Raw genomic sequence first — 19,792 nt, forward strand, 5'->3', positions numbered from 1 at the left:
AGAATGAAAGCAGGATTTTGTTGGATAAATGGTGAGCTGCACACAATGGCTGATGCTTCACTGCAACTTAATGATTTAAGTATCCAGAGAGGCTATGGCATTTTTGACTTCTTTAAAGTTGTTGGCGGTGAACCGGTTTTTCTTGAAGCCCATCTTAACAGGTTGCAGTCATCTGCCGAAAAGATGCGGCTGGCGGCCGGCTATTCCAGAAAAACCCTGGTGGAGCAGATAACTGTTTTATTAGCGAAAAATCAAATGCCGCAATCAGGGATTCGTATAACCATTACTGGTGGGTATTCACATGATGGTTATGCGCTTGCCACACCCAATTGCATTATTACCCAGCATCCGCTGCAACTCAGCAGGGTTTTACCTCCCGGAATCAGGTTGGTCACCTATCCTTTTCAAAGGCAGTTACCCGAAGTGAAAACCATCGATTACCTGATGGCAATCTGGCTGCAACCGTTTATTAAAGAGAATAATGCCGATGATGTTTTATATGAATCAGGCCATATTGTAACAGAATGCCCAAGGGCTAACTTCTTTATTGTGAATGATTCAGGGGAAATCCAGACTACCAGGCACCAGGTACTGGCCGGTGTAACCCGGAACAAAATCCTGGCGCTTGCTGCAAAAGGATTTAAAATTGCGGAAAAGGATATATGGCCGGACGATATTTACAGTGCGAAGGAAGCATTTATTACCAGTACAAGCCGGCATGTAACCCCCGTCCTGTCTGTTAATGGCCGGACTATTGCCAATGGCCAGCCCGGTGAAATTACAAATTTGCTTAGCGAAGCTTTGTTGCAGGAAGTATTCAGGTAATATCGTCCATCGGGTAATGGACATTGACCTGGCGGCGGACTTCCATCATTGTTTCCTGCCATTCCCTGCTCAATGACAACGGTACGATATCACTTTCCAGTTTCCCGGCCAGGATACAGTCTGTTGCTTCCTGCATTTCAAAATTAAATCCGCGTGATGTACGTTCATCAAAATAGCTGTCAATTAGATTTTTGTCCCTGTCGTAAAGGTTAGCTTTCGTGGCTTTCCAGTATTCTGGAACTTCAATAGTTCCTTCTTCCCCAAAAAGATAAAGGGTATTGTTCATCCGGGTAACGTTAGAACTGGCCAGCATCGCGGTTATTCCCGCATACTCCATCAAAATAAAGGCACTCTCATCAACGCCTGTATGGGCAAGCACTGCGGTTGCTTTAATGCCAGTGGGTTTGCTATTGGTGAAATAAGATGCCATCGAAATAGGATAGATACCGATGTCGAGTAATGACCCTCCGGCGAGGGCAGGATTATACACCCTGCTTTCATAATTTTTTTCAAATGGGAAAGAGAAGTCCGCCTGGATCACTTTTAGCGGCCCGATCCTGCCCGCATCCAACCATTGCCTGGCTATTTTTATGGCAGGTATGAAGCAGGTCCAAAGGGCCTCCATCAAAAAGACCTTATGCTCCCTGGCAGCTGCCGCGAGAAGGTTAAACTCACGTATATTAACCGTGATCGGCTTTTCACATAAAACAGCTTTGCCATGCTGAATACATTTTAAGGCCTGCTCAATGTGGAAGTTATGCGTTGTAGCTATATACACGGCATCAACCTGCGGGCTGGTATACATTTCTTCATAGTCCATAAAAAGCGGGATATTATATTCCCTGGCAAAATTTTCCGCTTTATTCTTGTCCCTTGCTGCAATAGCCACCAGGCTCGCATTCTTTATATATGGGAAATCATTAACAAAAGCGCGGGCGATCTTACCTGCACCTATTATACCCCACCTGATGTTTTTTGGTTCGTTCATGCCAATTGATCTTTTCGTTATTGCTTTTATTGCCTGAATATAAGCTGCAAAAAGGAATTTGCAGACCAAAATGGTTGGCGATTGGGTTTCCAGGGCTCTTCCCGATAAAAAAATTCATATTTCAGATAATCTGACTGTAAAATGCGACCTTTGTACCTAAATCAATTCAGGATAACGATGGCTAAATCGCAGGAGACCTTTGGTAAAAAGGAAAAAGAAAAGAAGCGCAACAAGCAGCGGCAGGATAAAGCAGAGAAAATGGAGGAACGCAAAGCAAATGCCAAGAAGGGCAAATCTTTGGAAGAAATGATGGCGTATATTGACGAGAACGGAAATATTTCTTCAACGCCACCAGATCCGCGGCGCATGAAAACTTTTAAGGTGGAAGAAATGCAGATCGGGGTTCCAAAACAGGTGCCCGGTGAGCCTGAGGATTTAATCCGTACAGGTACAGTAACTTTCTTTAACGAGGGTAAGGGTTTCGGTTTTATTAAGGACTCGCAAACCCAGGAAAGTGTTTTTGTCCATGTGAACCAACTCACCGAGCGGATTGGCGAAAATGATAAAGTGAATTTTGAAGTTCAGATGGGACCCAAGGGCCCAAGTGCTACCAATGTAAAAAAGGCAGTTTGATGCCATCCTGAAGACAAGGGAAGTTTATCCCCTGTCTTCATCCGTGTTGGTCTCCTTACGTTTGAATAAGTCCAGGTCGTGGTTACCGAAGCGATAACTGAAGGTGAGGCGGAAACTCCTCACATTCCACCTTTGGTAAGCATCCTGGTAGAAATTTTCAGTATCTGTAATACTGCCATATTTCCAGGAATTCAGGACATCGTTGATACTAAAGGTCAGAGTTCCTGCTTTCTTTTTCAGGAAGTCTTTACGAGCAGCAAAATCCATACTATACCTTTCTTTCTGCGAGCCCTGTGGCATTACCCGGGGTGACTCATACCGGCCCGATAACTGGAAAGAAATATTGTTCGTCAGCTTTTGTTTTGGGGTTACTATTTTGTAATTGACCATAAGTTTCGAATTCCAGTTCAACCCGTAATTGCTGAGATTAAGGCCATTTACCGTTGCTTTCACATCGCGATATTGTGCCCCGAAACTGGGCGTTATATCCATATTATCTCCAAATTTCTGCCGCCAGGTAATTTCCATACCAGTCCTGTTCGTCCTGTCGGCATTGATAAAAGTTGACATTATCGCATTTGGTGAAATCGCTGCATTGTTCAGGTTGGTAAGCTCTGCCTGGCTGATGGTATCACTGTACGTAGTAATATCTGCTGTATTATTGTGGTAATAAAGTGAAACCAATACACTACCGGTTTTATATTGACGGTTATAATTCAGCTCAAACGAGTTGGTGAATTCAGGTTGTAACTCAGGGTTACCTTTCCGGATATTCATGGGGTCGCTGATATCCACATAAGGATTGATTTCCCAGAAATTTGGCCGCCTGATCCGTCGGGAAAAATTGAGCTGGATATCATTTCCCTCAGTAATCGGGTAAGTCAGGTAAAGGCTTGGGAAAAAGGCATTCCAGAGATCTTTGCCGCCAGAAGGATAATCGTACCCGAATGATTCAGAACTGTCTGGTAATTCCCCTTTGAAAGTAGATTGTTCAATTCGTATACCTCCCTGGTATTTTAATTTACCGATAACATTGGAGTAATTACTGTAAACCGCATTCACCATTTCTGTAAACCGGTAATTATTGCTGAGCGGTAATTTTATTTCACCCGTGTTGCCCATAGAGTAAACATCCAGTTTGTTGGTGGAATTATTGTGGTAACTGCGGGCTCCTAATTCAATTTTGCTTTTTTCATTGATCTGGTTTTCATAATCTGTCTGGAAAGTGAATTGCCTGCCGGAACCACTGCCCTGGCCTGCAACATGGTTTACCGGCCCTGAGGGCTGGCCATCCGGCTCGAATAGCTGGTTATTGATAATGCCGTCACCGCCATTATTCCCGCTATTATACGTGATGTCAGCGGTCCATTCCTTTCCGGTTTTTTTGTAAGTACGCCGGTAATTTAATTGTGTGCTGGAGCGGTTAAAATAATCATTCTCAAGGTTATAACGTGTACCTGTATTCGATATGGCTTGGTTTTTATCAAGATATACCTGTTGCTGGTTTTGCGTATTATTGAACCGCCCGCTGACAAATCCCTGCGAGAAAGTAAGGGTATTATGCGGATTGATAAAATAATCCGCACCAAATCGGATAGAACTGAATTTCCGTTGCCGGTCGGTGGAAGTCTCCTGGTTAAAATAATCTGTAGCTACTCCGGCTGACCTGTTTTCCCGGTATGCCATTTCTTCGGTAACACCACCGGAACTGTTATAGTTCCCGCTGGCAAAGACATTTACCTTACCCTGCCTCAGGTTCAGGCTAAGGTTGCTGTTAAACAATTGGGGTGAACCGGCCCCGATATTAAATACACCGTTTAACCCGTTTTGCCTGTTTTTCTTGAGTATGATATTAATAATGCCGCCGGTGCTGCCAGCATCGTATTTGGACGAAGGGTTAGTGATAACTTCCACTTTATCTATATCATCTGCTGGGATTTGTTCCAGCGTAAGGATAGTTGGCCGGCCATCCACCAGTATCTGCGGTGTGCTGTTCCGCATTTCAATAACTCCGTTAATGCCAACAGAAAGCGACGGGATGTTTTTCATCACATCCACCGCATTGCCGCCTTTACTCGTTATTAAACCATCTGCGTTATAAGTACGGCGGTCAACACCTAAAACCATCACAGGCTTTTTAGCGGTTACTACCACATTTTCCAGGTTTGTTGAACTACTGACAAGTTCGAATTTCCCTGCATTAAATTCATTTACCGCTTCATTTATGAGAAGGTTTTTTTCCAATTTTTCAAAACCAACGGCTGTAATGGTCAGGTGAAAGGCATTGGCCTGGGCGCTATTGATGGCGAAACCACCCTGCTTGTCTGTTATAGTGAAACGGCCTGAACTGTCTGCAGAATGGGTGCTGTCCTGTTGTATGCGCGTTATTTTGATGGTAGCTGACTCAAGGCCCTTACCTGTTTTCTGGTCAATGACCTTGCCCGTTATTTTCAGCCGTTCAGCAGGGGCTTGCTGGGCGGAAACCGAAATAGAATATGAGATTAAAACCAGGTTAAGCAGTAAAATTCTGGTTGTAGTGCGGACGAAAAAGCGTTTAATCAGAAGCATGGCGCAAAAAAAGGCTATAAATAATTAACAATTCCTTTCCTAAGTCTTAAAGAAATATTAAAATGGATTTTGACACTTATTGTTTTTGTTTAATAATAAAACAATATATTAGGGCAACTAAACAACTGCGTTGAAAAAAACGATAGCCATATTATTGCTGATAATTCATTGTTTTAATCTAGCTGGCTATCCTGTATTTTTTGCCATTTTGCAGCATTCCGCTTCGGAAAAAGTCATTTCGCAATTAGATAACGGTGAGTATAATGATTCTGAACTTGTAGAAGTGAAAGTTGCCTATTCTTTACCGTATTCTACAAACTGGAAAGAATATGAGCGCTATAACGGGGAACTGGAAATTAATGGTGTTCATTATAATTACGTGAAACGGAAATTGTATAATGATACCTTGTACTTAATGTGTATCCCCAACCGGGAAAAGACCAATTTGGGATACGCGAAAAATGATTATTTCAATTCGATCAATGGCGTAACAAATCACGGTCCGGAAAAAAAATCCCATGCTCCGGTTAACTCTATCCAGAAATCATTCGGGCAGGAATATAACCTGGATGGTAACGACTATTGCTTATCTCTTCAGGAAAGTAATATAGACCTGAAATTTCCATCTTTAAACTGTGCATTACCATACTGGTATGCAAACTCCTGTTTCCAACCTCCAAAGGCCTGATCAATCTTTATTTGTTGCATCTTGATTTCCACCTGAAAATCAGTCAGGGAAAATCATGTGCTGTCTTATCATAACAAAATGAACTGCTATGATATCCTGGCCATGCATTTATGTCCTGGCGGATTGAATTTTATTTAAGTAATAAGAATTGTTATGCCTTTTATACCATTAGAAGAGCATCTGCCCGGTATTACAGGATTATTGGAGTACCGGAAAGATACAGCCGCACCAATCCGCGAACTTACACAAATCCTGCTTCGTGGACCGTCTTCTCTAACCGAAGGGGAAAGGGAGTTGATTGCTACATTAGTCTCTTATCGTAATGAATGTACATTTTGTACTACAGCACATACCGCTGCTGCCAATGTTTTACTCGGGGAAGAAACTACGTCAGCTATGTTAAAGCAGGATATTAATTCTGCCCCTGTAAGTGAAAAACTTAAGGCCTTGCTAAACATTGCAGCACAGGTCCAGCAAAGTGGTAAAAATGTTACTGCCGATTTGATACAAAATGCAAAAGAAAAAGGTGCAACTGATCTCGAGATTCACGATACCGTCCTCATTGCTGCTCTCTTTTGCCTTTATAACAGGTACGTAGATGGACTTTCTACTGTTACGCCAACAGATCCTGCTTTTTATAATGGGTTGGGCGAAAGGCTAAAGGCCAACGGGTATAATCGTTTGCCACAAGGGTATGATCATTTAAAAAATAAACCATGACCGCATCAAGCCAGCAAAAAATTACACTTTATCACTGCGTGATGTTTGCCATCTGCTTTTTTGGGACTGCTTTTGCAGGAACGGTCTCAACACTTATGAGTGTTTATCTTCCTGTTGCAGTGACCGACCTGCTTGGCAAAACTTCCGGAGACGACCTGAATTATATCAGTTCTTACATAAATGCCATTTTCATTTTCGGCGGTGCTTTGGGTGGGGTTTTAACCGGAATTTTAAGCGATAAGGCAGGCAGGAAAACCGGTGTAATTGTTTCAATTGCCAGTTATGGCATTTTTACAATCCTTACAGGATATATGCAAACCTGGTGGGGCGTTGTGCTTTGCCGGTTTTTCAGTGGTTTTGGCTTAGGGGCAGTACTGGTTACTACAAACACATTAATGATGGAAGTATGGCCGGAAAAAACCAGGGCAATATTTATCGGGATACTTACAATTTCAATCCCCGTTGGAATATTTTCTGCAGGTGTAATTGATTATTTTGTTTCCTCCTGGCGCCAGGGTTTTTTGATTGGCATTATTCCGGTGGGGATATCCCTGCTTTCTTTTTGGGCTTTGCGCGAGTCTCCTGTATGGGAAAGTCAAAAGGGAATAATCACTGGCCGGAAACAAGGTGGGGAAAGCATTTTTGCAGTACACTACAACAAGGACCTGGTAATAGGATCAGTAATATTTGGCGCAATGCTTATTGGCTTATGGGCAATTTTTTCCTGGCTTCCAACCTGGATACAAAGCCTTATTACCAATGGCGATGGCCAGAAAGAGCGTGGCCTGAGTATGATGATGCTTGGTATGGGCGGATTAACCGGCGGCTTTTTATCTGGCTGGTTAACCAATGCAATCGGACTTCGGAAGTCAATGATCCTATGCTTTTCAGTATGCGCTGTTTTGTCTTTCCTTTTATTTAAAACGAATGCTGTTTTTTCCCCGATAATTTATGTGGAAATAATTATCCTGGCTTTGTTTTTTGGTGTCAGCCAGGGCGTACTATCGGTGTACATACCGAATTTATTTCCGGTGTCCATACGTGGAACTGCCACAGGCTTTTGTTTTAACATCGGGAGGCTCTTTACGGCGACTGCTGTTTTGTTTGTTGGTGTGTTGGTTTCCACATTAGGTGGTTTTGGTAATTCATTATTTATTTTTTCCCTTGTATTCGTGGTCGGATTAATTGTAACCATTTTTTCAAAAAAGAGCCAGGATGTTTTATCAGACAAAGTGGCTGAAAATTCCATTAACCTTCAATAATAAATCATATGGCACATATCAAAGTTGAAGTAGGTGTGCCTGGTATCAGGAGCCTGGTTATGTTCAGGCCTGAAACAGGTAAACCATTGTATGAATTGGCTCAGGTGTTATTAAGAGGACCTTCGACTTTATCTCCGGCTGAGCGGGAATTAATAGCCGCATATGTTTCGTTCCGGAATAACTGCGGGTTTTGTATGAACAGTCATGCTGCAGCAGCAAGATGTTTATATGGGGATGAAAAAAGTATTGTTGATGATGTACTTGCTGACATGCAGCAATCAGGCGTTTCACCAAAAATAAAAGCATTGCTGAATATAGCAGGCAAAGTACAGGTACTGGGCAAGGAAGTCCATGAAGAAGATATTGCCTTAGCACGGAAATATGCAGCAACCGACCGTGAGATCCATGACACGGTATTAATTGCAGCTGCATTCTCAATGTTTAACCGGTACGTTGACGGGCTGGCCAGTTGGACACCCGATGATCCGGCTGCCTATGCAGAAATGGGGCAGCGGATGGCAGATAAAGGATATGTTATTCCTAAACCTTAATCCGATTTATTAAATAAAATAAGTATGGCACATATTCAATTTGAAGAAGGTTTACCAGGCATACGCGGACCAATGGCTTTCAGGCCTGAAACTGCAAAACCTTTAAATGAACTCGCAGAACTGCTGCTTCGCAATGATAATAGTACGCTTTCACGTGGTGAAAGGGAATTGATCGGTACCTATGTGTCCTCCCTTAATGATTGCTTCTTTTGCCAGAATATTCACGGGGCAATCGCAGGACATTATCTGGAATGTGATATTTCCTTTATCGATGCAGTGAAAGAAAATTACCTGTCATCTGATATCACTGAAAAATTGAAATCATTATTAACAATTGCAGCTGCAGTACAAAAAGGAGGAAAGAAGGTAACAGCAACAATGGTGGATGATGCCAGGCAAAAGGGAGCAACCGACCGCGAAATCCATGATACGGTTTTAATTGCTGCTGCATTTTGCATGTTTAACAGGTATGTTGACGGGTTGGCTACCTGGGCACCTGAAGACAGAATGTACTACGTGAACCGGGCCGCCCGACGGGCCGAAGAAGGCTATGTTGATTTCGATATCCACCAATAAACAAACTGCTATGGAAAGAGAACCGCATATTAACCTGGGCAATAATTTCCCGGGGATAAGGGGCTTAATGGCTTTTCGGGAAGATACCGCTGCACCGATGGGTGAGCTGGCCAATATCTTGTTGCGCGATTCCATTGGATTGACTCCTGCTGAAAGGGAACTGATCGGTACTTATGTTTCTAACCTGAATGATTGCTTTTATTGCGATCAATCCCATGGGGAAATTGCCTGTATCTACCTTGACGGTAATCGCGAATTGGTAGACCAGGTTCGTACAGACTACGAGCATGCAGATATTTCAGATAAATTAAAGTCCTTACTAAACCTTGCCGGCAAAGTCCAGCAAAGCGGAAAGGCTGTCACGAAATCAGATATTGCCTACGCAAAGCTGAATGGTGCAAGTGACAGGGATATACATGACACGGTACTAATTGCTGCTGCATTCTGTATGTTTAACCGTTATGTGGATGGCCTTTCAGCAAGGGTTCCGGCCGATTTATCTTCTTATCCACTGCGTGCGCGCCAGATCGTGGAAACCGGCTATGGTAACCACATTCTTCATACAAAACAACCGGGAACCTGAGTTCCCTCAAACCATTAATTACAAACAAAAACTGATATGATGAGAAAATTGATACTGTTTGCAGCATGGCTGCTATGTATACTGTTTTTGCCTGGCCGGTTATTTGCACAGGACAGGACAATTACAGGAAAGATTACCGACCAGAATGCTATTCCACTTGCAAATGTGAGCGTGTTTATTGCCAAAACAAATATTGGCACAATTACAGATGGTGAAGGAAAATTTAGTCTCTCCGTTCCCCCGAACACAACGCTGCTGGTAAGTTCTGCCGGTTATAAAACGCAAACGATAAAAGTGGACAATACAGTTGGCGATATCCAGGTTAAATTACTGGAGGATGTTTCTAAACTGGAAGAGGTAGTGGTAACAGGTTTGGCAACCAGTGTGAAAAGAAGAAACCTGGCCAACTCTATTGCTACAATTTCCAGCAAGGAATTGCAGGGTACAGCCCCGGCACAAACTTTTGATGCGGCGCTGAACGGAAAAATTCCCGGTGCCTATATCAATGCCAATACAGGCGCACCCGGAGGGGGCTTGTCCGTAAAATTGAGAGGCGTCACTTCTATATTTGGCAATACACAACCACTGTATGTTGTGGATGGTGTATTTATGGATAACACGGCAACATCAGCTGGATTAAATGCTGTAACCGGTGCCGCTACCGGTGGTAATTCTTCAACCCAGGATAATCCATCAAGCCGGATAGCTGATTTACGAAGCGAGGATATTGAAAATATTGAGATACTCAAAGGTGCTTCTGCTGCTGCAATCTATGGTTCAAAAGCAGCAGCCGGTGTAATTATCATCACCACAAAAAGAGGAAAACAGGGAAAGACCAGGGTTAGCTTTTCACAGGACCTTGGCTATTCACAAGTTCGCAAACTACTGGGTACCCGCCCGTTGAGTGAATCAATAGTGCAGGGGCAGGGTTGGGATGTAGAAGAATACAAGGCCGCAGTTGCTGCCGGGAAAATTTACAATTATGAAAAAGAAATGTATGGAAATACCGGTTTCACCCGGAACAGCGTACTTAGTATGACAGGCGGAACAGATAAGACAAGTTTTTATTTTTCCGCTGCAACAAAGAAAGAAGAAGGTATAATAGCAAGGACCGGTTATGGCAATAATAGTTTCCGTTTAAATGTTGACCACCGGATCACTAACAATATTAAAATTGGTATAAGTACTAACTATATCAACTCTTCTTCAGACAGGGGTTTAACGGGAAATGATAACAGCGGGGTTACTTATGGAATTGCATTGTCGTCAACTCCCAGCTTTACCGAATTGCATCCGGACGTAAATGGTCAGTATCCCCGGAATAAGTATGCAGCTTCGAACCCCATTGAAACAAGGGATAAAATGACCAATAATGAAAATGTAAACCGGTTTGTAACCGGGCTTAACCTTGATGCCATTTTGCAAAAAGGAGGAAAATCAACCACCAGGTTTATTGCCAGGGGCGGATTTGATTTTTATAACCTGGTCACGACTGCATTATTCCCCAGTTCATTGCAGTTCCAGACTGTGAATAAGGGAACATCAATACAGGGATTCACCAAGAACATGAACACCAACTATATCCTTTCACTAGTGAATGCTTATACACCATCTGATAAACTTTCACTCACTACTTCAGCAGGCATTACCCAGGAAACCGGGGATTACAATAATTTGCTGAATGTAGCTACCCAGGTTATTGCAGGACAGTCGAACGTTGACCAGGCCGGAGCTCTGACGGCCTCACAATTCAGGACAAAAGTGCAGGATAACGGGATTTTTATGCAGGAAGAAGCAAGTATTATTGATGCGATTACCTTAACAGCCGGTGTGCGATTTGACAAGTCTACAAACAACGGCGATCCCAACCAGTATTATACTTATCCAAAAGCAGGTATTTCATGGAACCTTACTAAGATGGACTTCTGGAAGGGCAGTTTTTTTGAAAACTTCAAGGTTAGGGCTGCTTATGGACAGGCAGGGAATTTCCCGGCATATGGAAGCAAGTTTACTTCAATGCCGATATCAAATATAACCGGCCTGCCAGGATCTGTTGTAAGTACACAACAGGGTGAAAAAAATATAAAACCTGAAACGCAAACCGAATTGGAAGCAGGGTTTGATTTCAGTATATTCAAAGGTCGCTTAAGTATGGAGTTTAGTTATTACAACAAGAATGTTTATGACTTCCTGATGCTGAATACCTTGCCGTCATCCTCTGGTTTTACTAACCAATGGGTAAATGCAGGTGACCTTCGCAATGAAGGGATAGAAATCGGGTTAAATGCACAGCCGGTAGTAACCAAAAAGATCAGGTGGAATACTACAGTAAATTTCTGGTTCAACCGTTCCAAAGTAACCAAACTGACTATACCTCCAGTTCAACTGGGTTCTTTCGGCGTTGCCTTAGGTACCTTCCAGATTGAACAGGGCAAGTCTGCCACGCAGATCATCGGACTTACCGATGAGCCGGGATACACTGTTCCGATAAAGGTTTGGGGCGACCAGGAGCCAAGGTTCCAAATGAACAGTTTTAATGAAATTACTTTTAACAACAGGCTAAGTCTCCGTTTCCTGGTACATTGGAAATATAAGGGCGATAATATTAACCTGACAAACCTGCTCAATGACCTTGGCGGTACCAGTGCGGACTTTGATAGCGATAATAATAAGAACGGCGTTCCTGATGGGGTTGACCGTATCCATAAAATAGGATCAACAGCTACAGAGTTTATCCAGAATTCAGGCTACCTCCGGTTCAGGGAAATTGGCATGTATTATTCCTTTAACAGGCTACCTGGAAAATTAGTGAAAGCATTAAGGCTTGGTGTTTCCCTGAATAACTACATCACAATAACCAACTATGCAGGGTACGATCCTGAAGTATCCAACTTTGGTACCGGATTTTCAACCGGTGTGGATGTAGATCCATTCCCGGCCTCAAAACACGCCGCTTTCCACATTTCTGTTGATTTCTAAATAACTAAAAGAATTTTATGAAAAAGTTGATCAATATAAATTTTCTCTTTCTATTAATACTGGCTGTTTCTTTCGCATCCTGTAAGAAAGAGTACGGTAACCTGAATAGTCCCACTGTTGAAGATTACCTGGATAATGCATCAATTGACCAGTTGAATAACCTGGTAAGTGGCACAGAGTCTGCCATGCGGAATAATCTTGGTTTGTATCTCGATGATATCGGCGTACTAGGTCGTGAAATGTATCGATTTTCAGGTGCTGATCCGCGTTATGTAACCGATTTACTTGGTGGTGGTAATTCAACCCTGAGTAATTCCGGTTTTTATATTACCAATGTTTGGTCCAGCCGGTACCGTGTTGTGAAAAACTGTAATGTCCTCGAAGAAGCCGCAGCAAATAGTACTTATATTTCTGAAGCTGAAAAGAAAGGCTATAGCGGATTTGCCAAAACAATAAAGGCTTACCAATTATTGCTTGTTTTGAACCTGACCAGCAAAAATGGTATCCGGGTTGATGTGGCCGATCCGAAAAACCTTGGACCCATATTAAATGAAACAGATGCACTTACAGCAATCGCAACGCTCCTGGATGAAGCAAATACTGAACTTGCCAGTGCGCAGGTTGATTTCCCCTTATCCGATGGGTTTGAAGGGTTTAAGGATGCTGCAGGGCTTGCCAAATTTAACCGTGCCCTGGCGGCAAGGGTGGCTGTTTACCGTAAGCAATGGTCAGCTGCTCTTTCCGCATTGGAAGGATCATTTTATTCATTAGATGGTGACTTTAATACTGGCGTCTATGATGTATTCGGTACTGGTTCAGGGGACCAGTTGAATTCTGCTTTTTTCCCGCAAAACCAGGCAGGTGAAGTAAGGCTTGCGCATCCAAGCTATGCAACTGAGATTGAAGCCAGTGATGACAGGATCGGGAAAGCTTCAATGAGGACTGCGCCCACTTCCAGCAGTGGACTTACCAGCGACAGGGATGTTTGGGTATACACTTCAAGTACAGCACCAGTTCCCATAATCAGGAATGAAGAATTGATCCTGATTTATGCTGAAGCGAATATTCAATTGGGTGGTGCAGGACTTAACAATGCTGTTTCTGCATTAAATAAGATCCGCACCAAACACAACCTTGGAGTTTACTCTGGTGCTGTTACTCAGTCGGACCTGGTCACTGAAATGCTGAAACAGCGTCGCTATTCCTTATTTTTTGAAGGCCATCGCTGGATTGATATGCGCAGGTATGACCTGTTATCAACACTGCCAATTGACAGGCCGGAAGATGATATTTGGAGTGAGTTTCCGATACCCAATACAGAGCAGTAAGATAAATTGAAAAGCAGATCCCCTGATTACAGGGGATCTCTTTTTTTAATGTAAATTGGTCATTGCCTTCCCGTATTAACTACAAATCAATTTCATCATGAAGGGTGTACTTTGTTTGCTGCTGCTCACCAGTTTTGCCGGTCTTGCACAAAAGCCGGGTAATAGCCGCCAGCCCCTGGACCTTGCATTTTTCCTGCACCAACTCTATGACATAAGCACACTGCCGGTTTATGAAGAAGGTACATATTCAGCCGAAACATCCACTTATGACCGGACCGGCGGAAACAATGATGGCTTTGAAGGAACCTATTCCTATATAAGGCGGAATGCCGACAGCAGCCTTGTGATCTTTGACCAGAAAGGCCCGGGCGTGATTAACCGGATTTGGACGCCAACCCCAACTGATGATACACTTGATTTTTATATTGACGATCCATTGAAGAAGACATTTTCTATAAGGTATCTTGATTTGTTCACGGGCAAGGTCTTTCCCTTTGTTGCTCCTCTATGCGCTAATCAGCTGGGTGGCTATTATTGTTACCTGCCCATCCCTTTCAGCAGGTCCTGTAAAATAGTGTTCCGTGGAAAAATGACCCGCTTCCACCAGGTTGGGTACCGTTTATACCCACCATCTACAGCAGTTAAAAGTTTTTCGGTAACATTAGACCAGCCCGAAAAAACAGCCTTGCAGCAAGTGCAGAAGACCTGGAACCGGGATAAGCGCAGCGTTAAGGATTTCTATGGTGACAATTCAGTATCGGAACACCAGCAAACTATTACGTTGAGGCCCGGAAATTCAGCCATATTGTTCCAGTCTGTGCAACCCGGCCGGCTTGCTGGTTTTGAGTTGCTGAGCTCCGCACCATTGGATACCATCGCCAGGAACATTGACCTGAAAATCACCTGGGATGGCGATCCCCATCCGGCAGTATATTGTCCGTTGGCCGATTATTTCGGTTATGCATTCGGGAAAGCTTCCTTGCAGGGTTTACTGGCAGGGTCGGATGGTAGATTATTCTATTCCCTTTTTCCCATGCCTTATGACCGTTCTGCAAAAATTGAATTGATCTACAGGAAGACGAAGGTGCTGAATGAACTGTCTGAAGTAAAGATCATGGGCAGGTTCTATACCAGTACGAAAAAACGGGATGCATTAAGGGAGGGAAAGTTTTATGCCAACTGGAACCGCGAAAACCCGGTGACTCCGGGAAAGCCTTTCACTATGCTGCAGGCAAAAGGGAAGGGGCATTTTGTTGGCGTTAACCTGCAGGCCCAGGGATTAAATCCCGGTATTACCAGTTTCTTCGAAGGTGATGACTCCACTGTTGTAGATGGTGAGCTTCGGATGCATGGCACCGGCTCTGAAGATTTTTTTAACGGTGGCTGGTATGCGCTGCTCGATTGCTGGGATGATGGAATGAGTTTGCCCTTGTCGGGCGCGCTGGATTACTCTATTCCACTTGCACGCACAGGCGGCTACCGGTTCTTCCTTGGCGATAAAATTTCATTTACTAGCAGTTTTGTGCATACGATAGAACATGGCCCTGAGCATAACCAGGTTCCCGCAGATTATACTTCTGTGAGCTATTATTATTGCAGCGGCAATAACGCGCAGCGGGAATTGCCTGCGAACCATAACACGGACATATATGTGCCTGATACGCTGGAGATATACCCGCAACTGACTCTGACTGCCATGGATGAAAGCCTGGCTGCTGAAGCGAAATGGGACGGCACCCCTGCTAAGACCATGTACTATACGGTAGGAAACGAAACTATCCTGAAAATGTCCCTGCAGGATATCCCATTCGGGGAATATGATGTTTACCTGGATTACCGGACCACAAGCGGATCTGCACAATTTTCCTTATGGCAGCGGCAAACGCAGCTGACTGAGTGGACTGATGCATGGTCCTCCCAACCCACTAAAATTGATATGCGAAAAATGGCGCGGGTCAGGCTAAGCGAACTCAACCATTCCCTTAGTTTCCGGTTCAGGACCAGTCCGCAGCGGGATAAATTTATCCTCTGCAGGATGGTGTTAATCCGGAACCATTACCATTAACCGCAACCATAATTACCACAAATTATAGGATCAAATGAAACACAGCATTACCATCGCTTTTTGCTTTGCGGCACTATTTGTTGCGGCTAACGAAAAAGATCCGGTTATAAAAACAGCAGCCAATAAAATGGCAGAGATAACGCTAACGGCTACACGTAACTATTCCGACCCGTTCAACCAGGTTATACTGGATGCAATATTTACAGATCCGCAAGGTAAAGAACTAAGGGTCCCCGGTTTCTGGGCAGGCGGTAATACCTGGAAACTGCGCTATGCATCACCTGTTTTGGGTGAGCATAGTTTCCGGACAGTCTGTTCCGAAACAGGTGACAAAGGCCTGCAGGGCGTAGAAGGAAAAGTGATAGTAGGCGGGTATACTGGAAAGAACCTGCTTTACCAGCATGGCCCGATTAAGATCGCTGATGATAAACGCCATTTTGCCTATGCAGATGGCAAACCATTTTTCTGGTTAGGCGATACCTGGTGGATGGGTTTGACAAAACGGTTACAGTGGCCGGAAGATGTAAAGTTGCTTGCAGGCAATCGCCTGGAAAAGGGATTTAATGTTATCCAGATTGTTGCCGGGTTATATCCCGATATGCCTGCCTTTGACGAAAGGGGCGCAAATGAAGCCGGGTTTCCCTGGGATACAGCATATACCGCGATCCGTCCTGAATATTTCAATACTGCAGATAAGCGGATCATATATTTAGCCGAGACCGGACTGGTTCCCTGTATTGTAGGGGCATGGGGTTATCATTTGCCCTGGCTGGGCACTGAAAAAATGAAAAAGCATTGGCGTTACCTGATTGCCCGCTGGGGTGCTTTACCTGTGGTTTGGTGTGCCGCCGGTGAAATTACCATGCCTTTTTACCTCTCAAAGAATGCTGCAGCAGATGAAGTGTACCAGAAAAATGAATGGACAAAAGTCATACAGTATATGCGGGAAACAGACCCATTCCACAGGTTGATTACGACCCACCCAAGCAGGACCGCCCGGGCCTCTGTAAACGATCCTGCATTGCTGGATTTTGACATGCATCAGAGCGGACATGGGTCTGTTGCGGCAGAGCATGCGGCATTGGCCCTGGAAGGCTGGAAGACCCAGCCGGTAATGCCTGTATTGAGTGGCGAAGCAAGATACGAAGCACTTGAAATTCCACTTCCCCTTCCTGCCGCTGCTGCCCGGCAGGCGTTCTGGGCACACACCATCAACTCAGGACTGGCAGGCCATACTTATGGAGCAAATGGAATATGGCAGGTCAATGGTCGTGATAAACCCTACGGTAATTCTCCCGGTGGAAATAATTGGGGCACAACACCCTGGAATAAAGCGATGGACCTTCCCGGATCGGCCCAGGTCGGTGCTGGCCGCAGGCTGATCGAATCACTTCCCGGGTGGAACAGGTTTGAACCACGGCCGGAATGGATAGTAGGATGGTCGGGAAAAGATATTTCCATGTATGCCGTTGCGGGGGAAGAAACGGCATTGGCATACATACTTGCGCCAGGTACCATAAAACTTCGGCTACCCCTTGCCGATACCAAATATACGGCCTGCTGGTTTGACCCTATTGCCGGAAAAAAGCTCAGGGATTTTACCATTACTACTGATCATGCCGGGATGGTTAGTTCCGCATCACCAGCGGGCAAGCAGGATTGGGTGCTTACTTTGAGAAAAGGAAAACAGGCAGCACCCAGGAAAAGTACTTTATGAATATGGCATTAAGCAGGGGTCATACGTATAAGCGAACAAATTGGTCAGGGTTTAGAAACCATGTGCCATCCATGTGCCAACCATGCGTCAACCATGTGCCAACCATGTGCCAACCATGTGTCAACCATGTGTCAACCATGTGTCAAGCATGTGCCAAGCATGCTAAAACAGGCTATTTTACGCAGGATAGCACATGGTTGGCACATGGTTGGCACATGGATTATCATTTGTACCCACCTCTTTTACTCCCCCCTAAAATTCAATTCAGCCCAGAATTGCGTATACCTGGTCCCTGTTTTAAATACAGCCCGTCCCAAATATTGGAACCGGGTTTCACTGCTGATTATTTTTGAGTTGTCAGTTATTGCTGAAGAAGCATCACTTAAGCTGAAACGGGAGATGTGACCCGCCAGGGGGGCTTCTTTTGGCGGCGGTGACAAAGGGCTAAACCATTTTCATTTAAACCGAAGAAATTCAATGTTATGGCAAAAATCACAGACAACCTGATCGTAAATGGAAAAAGGGCGACATGGGGAAACCGCTTATAACCTGGCTTTTCCTGCGCTGGCTGGCTGTATTATCAATGCCATTGCAAGATTTAAATCGGCACATATTGCAAAAATCAATAAATAAAAAAGCGCAAACCCTTGCTGAATTGAGTTTGCGCTTAAATATGGCGGAGAGAGAGGGATTCGAACCCCCGGACCTGTAACAGTCAACGGTTTTCAAGACCGCCGCATTCGACCGCTCTGCCATCTCTCCGGGCGCAAAATTAGGGTTTGGAAATTGCTGCCAAAATTTTTTTTTAACTGACCCCGGAAATCACCATGCTAAAATCATGTAATTATTACCAGTAAAGGGTTTTGGGGCAAAATGATCATTTTTTGATGGAGATTATTTTTTGATGGCATGTTAATTAATTTGGATAATTTGACACTATTCGCGTTGTTGCCCATTACCGCTATCTTTAATTTACAGCACCAATTCATTCTCATTAAATAAACCTTGCATGCCCCGTTCCAACAAATACTTATTACCCTTTATACTGGTTACGTCATTGTTTTTCCTTTGGGCTTTCCTGCATAATATCAATCCCATTTTAATTCCACACCTGAAGAAAGCCTGCCAGTTAAGTGATACCCAGTCTGCCCTGATTGATTTCTCTGTGTATATGGGATATTTCGCCATTGCCCTGCCTGCAGGTTGGTTCATGAATAAATATGGCTTTAAAAAAGGCCTTTTATTCGGCCTTATCTTATACGGTGCGGGGGCATTGCTTTTTTACCCGGCAGCAGCGACCCGCAGTTATACCTTTTTCTTATTTGCCCTTTTTGTTATTGCAGCCGGCGCCACATTCCTGGAAACTGTTGCAAACCCTTATATCACAAAACTTGGAGACCCCAGTACCGCTACGCAAAGACTGAATTTTGCACAATCCTTTAATGGTGTTGGCGCATTTGTTGCACCTATCATTGGCGGTAAATTTATATTGTCGGGCATTGAACATTCAAAAAATGAACTCAACCAGATGCAGTCCAGCGGCACCCTGAATGCCTACCTGCAAACCGAGGCTGATACTATTAAAATGCCTTACCTGATTATCGGTGCACTTGTCTTTTTACTGGTAGTCATTTTTTATATTGTAAAATTGCCGGAAGGGGAAGAAGCCACAACTGAATTAAAACCTGAAGACGAAAAATTCTCACTGGCTATAATGAAGAATCGCCAGGTTCGCAATGCGGTAATTGCACAATTCTTTTATATCGGGGCCCAGGTTTGCGTGGGAAGTTTCTTTATCCGGTTTTCCCGCTATGTGATGGACCTGCCTGAAAAAGATGCGGCATACTGGTGGGGATCAATTGCTATGGTTGGATTTATGGTAGGGCGTTTTACAGGGACCTTCCTGATGAAATATATCCGTCCTGCAAGATTGTTGCTTGCCTATTCCCTGATCAGCGCAATCCTTCTTATTGCAGGTACTATTATAAGTGGGCCAGCAGCCGTGTTTTGTATAATGGCAACGCCATTTTTCATGTCCATCATGTTCCCGACCATCTTTGCCCTGGGCATAAATGGCCTTGGCCATGCAGGCCGAATGGCATCTTCATTGTTGGTTATGTCAATTGTTGGCGGTGCATTTTTCCCGCTGATCATGGGACAGGTTTCAGATTTGACAGGTGGAAATATACAACTGGCTTACATCGTACCCCTGTTGTGTTTTGTGGTTGTAGGCTGGTTCGCCTGGTCGCAATCAAAACAGGATATTACTGTAGTGGTAAGCGCTGCGCATTAATTAATGCTGAAAACTA

General features: G+C 44.1%; 15 protein-coding genes and 1 tRNA gene. 13 read left to right on the top strand and 3 right to left on the bottom strand.

The annotated features are described in order from the left end of the window. Positions 1–3 precede the first annotated feature (3 nt). Complete coding sequence (locus LAQ65_RS02215) at positions 4–825, top strand: aminotransferase class IV (RefSeq protein WP_224115299.1); 822 nt, start codon at positions 4–6, stop codon at positions 823–825. Here the strand turns inward: LAQ65_RS02215 and LAQ65_RS02220 are convergent. Continuing rightward, positions 818–1,813 (bottom strand): Gfo/Idh/MocA family protein, encoded by a 996-nt coding sequence (locus LAQ65_RS02220; RefSeq protein ID WP_224115300.1) that lies wholly within the window; start codon positions 1,811–1,813, stop codon positions 818–820. The two genes, LAQ65_RS02215 and LAQ65_RS02220, sit on opposite strands and share 8 nt — an antisense overlap. 141 nt (positions 1,814–1,954) lie before the next feature. Here LAQ65_RS02220 and LAQ65_RS02225 point away from each other — a divergent pair, with 141 nt between their 5' ends. After that, positions 1,955–2,446, top strand: a complete 492-nt coding sequence (locus LAQ65_RS02225) for a cold-shock protein (protein ID WP_224115301.1) — start codon at positions 1,955–1,957, stop codon at positions 2,444–2,446. A 24-nt stretch (positions 2,447–2,470) separates the two neighbouring features. Here LAQ65_RS02225 and LAQ65_RS02230 read toward each other — a convergent pair whose 3' ends face one another. Continuing rightward, entirely contained in the window at positions 2,471–5,014 is a 2,544-nt protein-coding gene (locus LAQ65_RS02230) for a TonB-dependent receptor domain-containing protein (protein WP_224115302.1), read from the bottom strand. A 130-nt stretch (positions 5,015–5,144) separates the two neighbouring features. Here LAQ65_RS02230 and LAQ65_RS02235 point away from each other — a divergent pair, with 130 nt between their 5' ends. The 10 genes from LAQ65_RS02235 to LAQ65_RS02280 all read left to right on the top strand — a co-directional run bounded on the left by LAQ65_RS02235 (position 5,145) and on the right by LAQ65_RS02280 (position 17,483). After that, the gene (locus LAQ65_RS02235; RefSeq protein ID WP_224115303.1) at positions 5,145–5,702 is read left to right on the top strand and encodes a hypothetical protein; all 558 of its coding nucleotides are present in this window, start codon (positions 5,145–5,147) and stop codon (positions 5,700–5,702) included. Between the two features lie 153 nt (positions 5,703–5,855). Then, on the top strand, positions 5,856–6,422 hold the full coding sequence (locus tag LAQ65_RS02240; protein ID WP_224115304.1) for a carboxymuconolactone decarboxylase family protein: 567 nt from the start codon (positions 5,856–5,858) through the stop codon (positions 6,420–6,422). Further along, the gene (locus LAQ65_RS02245) at positions 6,419–7,684 is read left to right on the top strand and encodes an MFS transporter (protein ID WP_224115305.1); all 1,266 of its coding nucleotides are present in this window, start codon (positions 6,419–6,421) and stop codon (positions 7,682–7,684) included. The genes LAQ65_RS02240 and LAQ65_RS02245 overlap by 4 nt, the downstream gene beginning before the upstream one ends. Positions 7,685–7,692: 8 nt before the next feature. Further along, positions 7,693–8,235: a carboxymuconolactone decarboxylase family protein gene (locus LAQ65_RS02250; protein WP_224115306.1), complete on the top strand. Its 543-nt coding sequence runs from the start codon at positions 7,693–7,695 to the stop codon at positions 8,233–8,235. 24 nt (positions 8,236–8,259) lie between these two features. Further along, positions 8,260–8,811 (top strand): carboxymuconolactone decarboxylase family protein, encoded by a 552-nt coding sequence (locus LAQ65_RS02255; protein WP_224115307.1) that lies wholly within the window; start codon positions 8,260–8,262, stop codon positions 8,809–8,811. Between the two features lie 10 nt (positions 8,812–8,821). Further along, on the top strand, positions 8,822–9,394 hold the full coding sequence (locus tag LAQ65_RS02260) for a carboxymuconolactone decarboxylase family protein (RefSeq protein WP_224115308.1): 573 nt from the start codon (positions 8,822–8,824) through the stop codon (positions 9,392–9,394). A 39-nt stretch (positions 9,395–9,433) separates the two neighbouring features. Then, positions 9,434–12,373 (top strand): SusC/RagA family TonB-linked outer membrane protein, encoded by a 2,940-nt coding sequence (locus tag LAQ65_RS02265; protein ID WP_224115309.1) that lies wholly within the window; start codon positions 9,434–9,436, stop codon positions 12,371–12,373. Positions 12,374–12,390: 17 nt separating this feature from the next. Then, positions 12,391–13,701, top strand: coding sequence for a RagB/SusD family nutrient uptake outer membrane protein (locus LAQ65_RS02270; protein WP_224115310.1), 1,311 nt, complete (start codon positions 12,391–12,393; stop codon positions 13,699–13,701). A gap of 97 nt (positions 13,702–13,798) precedes the next feature. Beyond that, positions 13,799–15,766: a glycoside hydrolase family 172 protein gene (locus LAQ65_RS02275; protein ID WP_224115311.1), complete on the top strand. Its 1,968-nt coding sequence runs from the start codon at positions 13,799–13,801 to the stop codon at positions 15,764–15,766. A 34-nt stretch (positions 15,767–15,800) separates the two neighbouring features. Continuing rightward, positions 15,801–17,483 (top strand): apiosidase-like domain-containing protein, encoded by a 1,683-nt coding sequence (locus LAQ65_RS02280; protein WP_224115312.1) that lies wholly within the window; start codon positions 15,801–15,803, stop codon positions 17,481–17,483. Between the two features lie 674 nt (positions 17,484–18,157). Here the strand turns inward: LAQ65_RS02280 and LAQ65_RS02285 are convergent. After that, positions 18,158–18,245 (bottom strand) — tRNA-Ser (locus LAQ65_RS02285). Positions 18,246–18,492: 247 nt separating this feature from the next. Between LAQ65_RS02285 and fucP the strand changes: the two genes are divergently transcribed. Further along, positions 18,493–19,776: an L-fucose:H+ symporter permease gene (gene fucP / locus LAQ65_RS02290; RefSeq protein WP_224115313.1), complete on the top strand. Its 1,284-nt coding sequence runs from the start codon at positions 18,493–18,495 to the stop codon at positions 19,774–19,776. Positions 19,777–19,792 lie beyond the last annotated feature (16 nt).

The organism is Flavihumibacter profundi (assembly GCF_020076305.1).
GTDB classification, from domain to species: domain Bacteria; phylum Bacteroidota; class Bacteroidia; order Chitinophagales; family Chitinophagaceae; genus Flavihumibacter; species Flavihumibacter profundi.